Raw genomic sequence first — 1234 nt, 5'->3', positions numbered from 1 at the left:
CGCGGCTCCCGCCGCCCCCGCGGCGTCGGCGGTGTCGTTCCCGGCGGCGTCGGCCGCCTGGTTCGTCTTCGATAGTGCAGTCATGCCGGGCACCGTAGGCGGCCCGTCTGAGAGGAGTATTAACGAACGGCCGGCTCCTGCGGCAGCCCGATGTGCTCGGCCGCCGCCGGCTGCCCGGGCCCCTCGACGCCGATGTGCGGCAGCCGCCGCTCCAGCCAGCCCGGCAGCCACCAGTTGGCCCGGCCCAGCAGGTGCATCAGCGCCGGCACCAGCAGCGTGCGCAGCACGAAGGCGTCCAGCGCCACCGCCGCGGCCAGCGCCACCCCGAACATCGCGATGATCCGGTCCCCGCCCAGCGCGAACGCCGAGAAGACCGCGATCATGATGAGCGCCGCGCAGTTGATCACCCGGCCGGTCTCGGCGAGCCCGACCCGTACCGCCCGCCGGTTGTCGCGGGTCGCCCGCCACTCCTCGTACATCCGGCTGACCAGGAAGACCTGGTAGTCCATCGAGAGCCCGAAGAGCACGGAGATCATGATCACCGGCAGGAACGGCTCGATCGGCCCGGTGGCGCCCAGCCCCAGCAGCCCGCTCCCCCAGCCCCACTGGAAGACCGCCACCACCACCCCGAAGGACGACGTCACGGCCAGCACGTTCATCAGCGCGGCCTTCAGCGGTACGCCCACGCTGCGGAACGCCACCAGCAGCAGCAGGCAGCCCAGCGCTATCACGACCCCGCCGAAGAGCGGCAGCTTGCCGACGATCACCTCGGCGAAGTCGTCCTGGGCCGCGGTGATCCCACCCACGTGCACCTGCATCGACGTACCGTCCGCGGCCCGCGGCAGTACGTCCGTGCGCAGCAGGTCCACCAGGTCCGACGTCGCCTCGTCCTGCGGCGCGGTCTCCGGGGTGACGGTGATCATCCCGGTGCCGCCGCCCTGCCCGTGCACCGCGGCGGTGGCGTCGGCCACCCCCGGCGTGCCGCGCAGCGTCTCGGGCAGCGAGTCGAAGGCCACCCGGTCGCCCGCGCCGTCGAGGTGGGCGACGAGGGTGAGCGGACCGTTGCTGCCCGGGCCGAACCCTCCCCCGGAGCCTCCGTCCTGGGCGGTGCCCCCAGCCATCAGGTCGTACGCCTGCCTGGTGGTGGCGCTCGCGGGATGGTTGCCCTGGTCGGAGCTGCCCAGGTGGAGCGCGGCGACGGGCAGCGCGAGGACGCCCATCAGCACCAGCGCGA

At 73.3% G+C, this 1234-nt stretch carries 1 protein-coding gene; it reads right to left on the bottom strand.

Translation table 11 applies throughout. The features are described from left to right. Positions 1-119: 119 nt before the first annotated feature. On the bottom strand, positions 120-1234 hold a 1115-nt coding region (locus H5J30_RS34220; RefSeq protein WP_181791706.1), incomplete at its 5' end, for an MMPL family transporter.

The organism is Streptomyces phytophilus, from assembly GCF_013870535.1.
GTDB classification, from domain to species: Bacteria; Actinomycetota; Actinomycetes; order Streptomycetales; family Streptomycetaceae; genus Streptomyces; species Streptomyces phytophilus.
The sequence above is the reverse complement of the archived record's forward strand: the minus strand, read 5'-3'. Positions and strand labels throughout refer to the sequence as shown.